7 protein-coding genes are annotated in these 7101 nt (G+C 66.0%); all 7 read right to left on the reverse strand.

Going from position 1 to position 7101, the window contains the following annotated elements:
- Positions 1-1243 (reverse strand): FAD-dependent oxidoreductase (locus ACK59X_RS06460; protein WP_409956071.1); only part of this gene is annotated, 1243 nt, incomplete at its 3' end.
- Between the two features lie 185 nt (positions 1244-1428).
- Positions 1429-3159, reverse strand: coding sequence for an ABC transporter substrate-binding protein (locus ACK59X_RS06465; RefSeq protein WP_409956072.1), 1731 nt, complete (start codon positions 3157-3159; stop codon positions 1429-1431).
- 103 nt (positions 3160-3262) lie between these two features.
- Positions 3263-3571: a DUF2160 domain-containing protein gene (locus tag ACK59X_RS06470; RefSeq protein ID WP_409956073.1), complete on the reverse strand. Its 309-nt coding sequence runs from the start codon at positions 3569-3571 to the stop codon at positions 3263-3265.
- Positions 3572-3583: 12 nt separating this feature from the next.
- Positions 3584-4396 (reverse strand): carbohydrate ABC transporter permease, encoded by an 813-nt coding sequence (locus ACK59X_RS06475; RefSeq protein WP_007861697.1) that lies wholly within the window; start codon positions 4394-4396, stop codon positions 3584-3586.
- Positions 4389-5285, reverse strand: coding sequence for a carbohydrate ABC transporter permease (locus ACK59X_RS06480; RefSeq protein ID WP_409956074.1), 897 nt, complete (start codon positions 5283-5285; stop codon positions 4389-4391). Before ACK59X_RS06480 ends, ACK59X_RS06475 begins: the two co-directional genes overlap by 8 nt.
- Entirely contained in the window at positions 5282-6358 is a 1077-nt protein-coding gene (locus ACK59X_RS06485) for an ABC transporter ATP-binding protein (protein WP_409956075.1), read from the reverse strand. Before ACK59X_RS06485 ends, ACK59X_RS06480 begins: the two co-directional genes overlap by 4 nt.
- A gap of 1 nt (position 6359) precedes the next feature.
- The coding region (locus ACK59X_RS06490; RefSeq protein ID WP_409956076.1) for an ABC transporter ATP-binding protein at positions 6360-7101 on the reverse strand (742 nt) is incomplete at its 5' end.

Below are 7101 nucleotides of genomic sequence, written 5' to 3' on the forward strand. Positions count from 1 at the left end.
GGCGGTTGGTGATGCCCGCGGCCTTTTCCGGCAGCAGGCCCACGGTGAAGCATTTTTGCAACACATCCTCGGCCATGGCCCGGTAAGTCGTCCATTTGCCGCCCGTCACGGTGACCAGGCCGCTTCTGCTGGCCAGCACGGTGTGCTCGCGGCTGATCTTCTTGGTGTTGTCGCCATCGTCGTCCTGCGGCTTGACCAGGGGGCGCAGGCCCACCCAGATGCTGCGGATGTCCGCCACCTTGGGGGCTCGGGTGAGGTAGCGCGCGGCCTCGTCGAGGATGAAGGCCACCTCTTCCTTGAAGGCCAGGGGTTCGCGCACCACGTCCTGGCGCGGGCTGTCGGTGGTGCCCAGGATGAGCTTGCCCAGCCACGGCACGGCAAACAGCACCCGGCCATCGGCCGTCTTGGGCACCATCAGGGCATGGTCGGAAGGCAGGAATTCGCGGTCCACCACGATGTGCACGCCCTGGCTGGGCGCCACGATGGGCTTGACCGGGCGGCCGATGGCCTCGCCATCCATCTGGCGCAGGGCATCGACCCAGACACCGGTGGCATTGACCACGGCCTTGGCGCGCACGGTGAACTGGCGGCCGCTGGCGCTGTCTTCGCAGACGAAACCCGCCACCTTGCCGTTTTCATGGACCAGGGAGGTCGCCGGGCAGTAATTCACCAGCAAAGCACCTTTGGCGGCCGCCGTGCGGGCCAGCGCCAGTGCCAGGCGGGCATCGTCGAACTGGCCGTCCCAGTACTTCACCCCGCCCTTGAGCCCGTCCTGGCGGGCATTGGGCAGGCACTGCAGCGTGCGCGCGCGGCCCAGGAACTGGGTGGACCCCAGGCCCGCCTTGCCGGCCAGGGCGTCGTACATCATCAGGCCGATGCCGTAGAACGGCGTTTCCCAGGCCTTGTAGGAAGGCATCACGAAGGCCAGGGGCTGGGCCAGGTGGGGGGCGTTGTTCAGGAGCGTGGTGCGCTCGTGCAGGGCCTCGCGCACCAGCGCGATGTTGCCCTGGGCCAGGTAACGCACGCCCCCATGCACCAGCTTGGTGGCGCGCGAGGAGGTTCCCTTGGCGAAATCGTGCGAATCGACCAGCACCACGCTGAAGCCCCGGGCTGCCGCGTCCAGCGCCACGCCCAGGCCCGTCGCCCCGCCGCCGATCACGGCCAGATCGTACTGGTGCGGCTCGGCAAGGCGGTCGAGAAGGTCGGAGCGCCGCGTGGGCAGGGGGGAAGAGGCGTGGGTCATAGGTAGCGATTGTCCACAGGCACGGGGTTGAGCCTAGGGTTAACCCTGAAATTCTTGACACCAGCGGGGCGGGATAGGCCGGATGGGCCTTCCGCACCCGCAGGTTCGGGGAAAAGCCGCCGGGCAACCGCCGGTCCCTCCATGTGCATATAGAGCGAGGCGGTGCCACCCGGGGGCCAGGGCGCTCAGCGCGCCTTGCCGTCCTTCCATGCCTGCAACAGCTTGTCGTAGGCAATGGTTTCGCCCTTGGGCTTCTCGTTGGCCAGCTTGGCCCAGGGGGCCTGCTTGTCGCTCAGCCACTTGGTGGGCGCGCTCTTGGGGTTGAGCTTGGGTGCGCAGTGGGCCATGCCGGCACGCTCCAGGCGGGCCATCACCTGGTCCATCTCGTCGGCCAGCGTGTCCATGGCGCCCTGGGGCGTTTTCTCACCCGTGACCGCCTGGGCCACGTTCTTCCACCACAGCTGGGCCAGCTTGGGGTAATCGGGCACGTTGGTGCCGGTGGGCGACCAGGCCACGCGGGCGGGGCTGCGGTAGAACTCCACCAGGCCACCCAGCTTGGGCGCGGCGTCGGTCATGGCCTTGGACTGGATGTCGCTTTCGCGGATCGGGGTCAGGCCCACCAGGGTCTTCTTGAGCGAGGTGGTCTTGGCCGTCACGAACTGCGCATACAGCCAGGCTGCGGCGGTCTTGTTGGCGTCATGGCCCTTGAAGAAGGACCACGAACCCACGTCCTGGTAGCCGTTCTGCATGCCCTGCTTCCAGTACGGGCCGTTCGGGCCGGGGGCCATGCGCCACTTGGGCGTGCCGTCGGCATTCACCACCGGCAGGCCGGGCTTGACCATGTCGGCCGTGAAGGCGGTGTACCAGAAGATCTGCTGCGCGATCTGGCCCTGGGCGGGCACCGGGCCGGCTTCGCCGAAGGTCATGCCGGTGGCTTCCTTGGGCGCGTACTTCTTCATCCAGTCGACGTACTTGGTCAGCGCGTAGACGGCGGCGGGCGAGTTGGTCGCACCGCCGCGGGCCACCGAGGCGCCCACCGGAGTGCACTTGTCGTCGGCCACGCGGATGCCCCATTCATCGATCGGCAGGCCGTTGGGCGCGCCGATGTCGGCCGTGCCGGCCATGGACAGCCAGGCGTCGGTAAAGCGCCAGCCCAGCGAAGGATCCTTCTTGCCGTAGTCCATGTGGCCGTAGATCGGCTTGCCGTCGATGTTCTTCACGTCGTTGGTGAAGAATTCGGCGATGTCCTCATAGGCGCTCCAGTTGAGCGGCACGCCCAGGTCGTAGCCGTACTTGGCCTTGAACTTGTCCTTGATGTCCTTGCGGTCGAAAAGGTCGGCACGGAACCAGTACAGGTTGGCGAACTGCTGGTCGGGCAGCTGGTAGAGCTTGCCGTCGGGCGCCGTGGTGAACTTGGTGCCGATGAAGTCCTTGAGGTCCAGGCCGGGGTTGGTCCACTCCTTGCCCGCACCGGCCATGTAGTCGGTCAGGTTCATCATCTTGCCGTAGCGGTAGTGGGTACCGATCAGGTCCGAGTCCGAGATCCAGCCATCGTAGATGGACTTGCCGGACTGCATGGAGGTCTGCAGCTTCTCGACCACATCGCCTTCCTGGATCAGGTCGTGCTTGACCTTGATGCCGGTGATTTCCTCGAAGGCCTTGGCCAGGGTCTTGGATTCGTATTCGTGGGTGGTGATGGTTTCCGACACCACGGAGATCTCCTTGACACCCTTGCCCTGGAGTTTCTTGGCAGCCTCGATGAACCACTTCATCTCGGCCATCTGCTGGTCCTTGCTCAGCGTGGAAGGCTGGAACTCGCTGTCGACCCACTTCTTGGCTTCGGCCTCGCCGGCCATGGCCGACTGCCCGGTCACGACTGCTACCGCCAGTGCCAGCGCTGTATACCGCGTCTTCATAGTGCCTGTCTCCTCATTAATCACTCCCCTTTGGATGCACATGGGTCGCCCGGCTCCGGGGAAGGGTTGAGCCGTGCGACGGGAAATACTTGCGGGCCGCCCGTCAGCCTTTGCGCATGATCAGGCCGAGCAGCAGCATGGACAGCACGAAGCTGATCCAGATAGAGGGGTCTTCGCCCAGCTCGAACCACTGGGCCAGCTTGCCGCTCACGCCCACGAAAATCAGGTTCACATAGGCCGCCGTCAGCAGCCCGATGAACAGGCGGTCGCCGCGCGTGGTCTCCAGGGGCAGGAAGCCCTTGCGCAGCGTGGTCGGCGACTTCACCTCCCACACCGCCATGCCGACCAGCATCAGCACGATGCACGTGAAGAACACCGCCACCGGCAGGGTCCAGGCCATCCACTCGAACATGTCGATCTCTCCTTACACCCGGCCCATCGCGAAACCCTTCGCGATGTAATGCCGCACAAACCAGATCACGATGGCGCCCGGCACGATGGTCAGCACACCGGCCGCGGCCAGCGTCGCCCAGTCCATGCCCGAGGCGCTCACCGTGCGCGTCATGGTGGCCACGATGGGCTTGGCATTCACGCTGGTCAGGGTGCGCGCCAAGAGCAGTTCCACCCAGCTGAACATGAAGCAGAAGAACGCCGCCACGCCCACGCCGGCCTTGATCAGCGGCAGGAAGATGGTCACGAAGAAGCGCGGGAAGCTGTAGCCGTCGATGTAGGCCGTCTCGTCGATCTCGCGCGGAATGCCGCTCATGAAGCCTTCGAGGATCCACACCGCCAGCGGCACGTTGAACAACAAGTGCGCCAGCGCCACGGCGATGTGCGTGTCCATCAGGCCCACGGTGGTGTACAACTGGAAGAAGGGCAGCAGGAACACGGCCGGGGGTGTCATGCGGTTGGTCAGCAGCCAGAAGAACACATGCTTGTCGCCCATGAACTGGTAGCGCGAGAAGGCGTAGGCCGCCGGCAGCGCCACGGTGAGCGAGATCACCGTGTTGATGCCCACGTAGATCAGGCTGTTGATGTAGCCCGAATACCAGGACTCATCGGTGAAGATGGTCTTGTAGTTGTCCCAGGTGAAGTGCTGCGGGAAGAACGAGAAGGTGGAGAGGATCTCCGCGTTCGTCTTGAAGCTCATGTTGACCATCCAGTAGATGGGCAGCACGGCGAACACCAGGTAGGCCGCCAAGAACAGCGACCGCTTGTGAAAGCGCTTTTCATTCATGGCCGGCCCCTTCGTTGCTGGCGGTGCCCACGCGCTGCATCCAGTTGTAGAGGATGAAGCACAAGAGCAGGATGATGAAGAAATAGATCAGCGAGAACGCTGCCGCCGGCCCCAGATCGAACTGACCCACGGCCTTGGTGGTGAGGTACTGGCTGAGGAAGGTGGTGGCATTGCCCGGCCCGCCGCCCGTGAGCACGAAGGGCTCGGTGTAGATCATGAAACTGTCCATGAAGCGCAGCAGCACGGCGATCATGAGCACGCCGCGCATCTTGGGCAGCTGGATGTAGCGGAACACCGCGAACTTGCTGGCGCCGTCGATGCGCGCCGCCTGGTAGTACGCATCAGGAATGGAGCGCAGGCCGGCAAAGGCCAGCAGCGCGACCAGCGGCGTCCAGTGCCATACGTCCATCAGCAGCACCGTGAGCCAGGCCTGCGTGGCGTTGCCGGTGTAGCTGTACTCGATGCCCATCACCTGCAGCATGCGGCCCATGAGCCCGATGGCGGCACGGCCGTAGATCTGCCAGATGGTGCCCACCACGTTCCAGGGAATCAGCAGCGACAGGGCCACCACCACCAGCACGGCCGAGGACTTCCAGCCCTGCGCAGGCATGGACAGCGCGAGCATGATGCCCAGCGGAATCTCCACCGCCAGCACCGCCAGCGAGAAGGTGATCTGGCGCCACAGCGCGGCATGCAGCTCCTCGTCGCGCATCACGGCGGCGAACCATTCGGTGCCGACGAACACGCGCCGCTCGGGCGAGATGATGTCCTGCACCGAGTAGTTGACCACGGTCATCAGCGGCAGGATGGCCGAGAAGGCCACGCACAGGATCACCGGCAGGATCAGGAACCAGGCCTTCTGGTTGACCGGTTTGGTGGTGGCGCTCATGCCAGCAACTCCTCGTTTTGGTAAAAGCAGGTGTGGCTGCCCAGCACCTGCAGCCACACCGTGTCGCCGGCCGATGGCAGGCGCGTTTCGGGGGTGAAGCGCGCCTTGAGCGTGTGCTCGCCCACCTTGGCGGTCAGCATCAGGTAGGTGCCGATGTCCTGCACCTGCACCACGGTGCAGGGCAGCGCGCCGGGCTCCTCGGGCTGCGCCAGGGCCAAGTACTCGGGCCGCACGCCGACCTGCAAGGCCCCATCGGGCAACGCTCGGCTGGCCGGCAGCGCCAGGCGGTGGCCCGCAACCGAAAGGGCCGCGGCAGCACTCTGCGCGGGCAGAAAGTTCATGCCCGGCGAGCCGATGAAGTGGCCCACGAACACGTGCGCGGGACGCTCGAACAGCGCATCGGCCGAACCCACCTGCACGGCGCGGCCGCGCGTCATCACCACCACCTGGTCCGCAAAGGTCAGCGCCTCGACCTGGTCGTGCGTCACATAGATCAGCGTGAGCTTGAGCTCATGGTGGATCTGCTTGAGCTTGCGGCGCAGCTGCCATTTGAGGTGCGGGTCGATCACCGTGAGCGGCTCGTCGAACAGCACGGCCGCCACGTCCGAGCGCACCAGGCCACGGCCCAGCGAAATCTTCTGCTTGGCGTCGGCCGCCAGGCCGGCGGCGCGCTGGTTGAGCTGGCCGCTCATCTCCAGCATCTCGGCGATGGCGCCCACGCGCTGCCTGATCTGGGCCTCGGGCACCTTGCGGTTGCGCAGCGGAAAAGCCAGGTTCTCGGCCACCGTCATGGTGTCGTAGATCACGGGGAACTGGAACACCTGGGCGATGTTGCGCTCCTGCGGGCTGGCGCGCGTCACGTCGCGGCCGTCGAACAGCACCTTGCCATGCGAGGGCACGAGCAGGCCCGACATGATGTTGAGCATGGTGGTCTTGCCGCAGCCCGAGGGGCCGAGCAGTGCGTAGGCGCCGCCGTCCTCGAACTCCATCTTGAGCGGCAGCAGGGCGTAGTCGCTGTCCTGCTGCGGGTTGGGCTTGTAGGAATGCGCCAGGTCCAGGCTGATGCGTGCCATCTCAACGACCTCCCAGGCGTGCGGGCGCCCATAGCAGTTGGCCGTCGGCACCGAAGACATAGGCCTGCGCCGGGTCCAGGTGCAGCGCCAGGGGCGCGCCCAATTCGAAGTAATGCACACCGGTGAGCTGCGCCACCAGCTCGCCCCAGGGCGTGTCCACGTGCACGAAGGTGTCGGAGCCCGAGATCTCGGCCAGCTCGACCTTGCCGCTCACGCTCACGTCGCCGGGGCGGGGCTGCACGCGCAGCGCGCTGGCGCGGATGCCTACGGTGACGCCGCCGGCGGCCGTGCCCTGCGGCAGCGCAATGGCGAGCGTCGCTCCCCCTTGCAGTTGCACACCCTGCGCCACCACCGTGGCCGCCACCAGGTTCATCGGCGGATCGCTGAAGGCGCGCGCCACGCGCAGCGAGTTCGGCGCGTGGAAGACCTCGGCCGTGGGGCCGTACTGCAGCAGCCGGCCTTCGTCGAGCACGGCGGTGTAGCCACCCAGCAGCAAGGCCTCGCCCGGCTCGGTGGTGGCATAGACCACAGTGGACTGGCCGGCCGCGAACAGCTGGGTGAGCTCTTCGCGCAGCTCTTCGCGCAGCTTGTAGTCCAGGTTCACCAGCGGTTCGTCCAGCAGCATCAGCGGCGCGCCCTTGGCCAGGGCGCGCGCCAGCGCCACACGCTGCTGCTGGCCGCCCGAGAGTTCGGCCGGGTAGCGGTCGAGGAACATGTCGATGTGCAGGCGGGCCGCGATCTCG

The organism is Acidovorax sp., assembly GCF_046339755.1.
Classification (GTDB): domain Bacteria; phylum Pseudomonadota; class Gammaproteobacteria; order Burkholderiales; family Burkholderiaceae_C; genus Acidovorax.

Coding starts and splice junctions, on each gene's coding strand:
- ACK59X_RS06475 (WP_007861697.1), bottom strand. CDS start 4,396: ATGAATGAAAAGCGCTTTCACAAGCGGTCGCTGTTCTTGGCGGCCTAC.
- ACK59X_RS06480 (WP_409956074.1), bottom strand. CDS start 5,285: ATGAGCGCCACCACCAAACCGGTCAACCAGAAGGCCTGGTTCCTGATC.
- ACK59X_RS06470 (WP_409956073.1), bottom strand. CDS start 3,571: ATGTTCGAGTGGATGGCCTGGACCCTGCCGGTGGCGGTGTTCTTCACG.
- ACK59X_RS06485 (WP_409956075.1), bottom strand. CDS start 6,358: ATGGCACGCATCAGCCTGGACCTGGCGCATTCCTACAAGCCCAACCCG.
- ACK59X_RS06465 (WP_409956072.1), bottom strand. CDS start 3,159: ATGAAGACGCGGTATACAGCGCTGGCACTGGCGGTAGCAGTCGTGACC.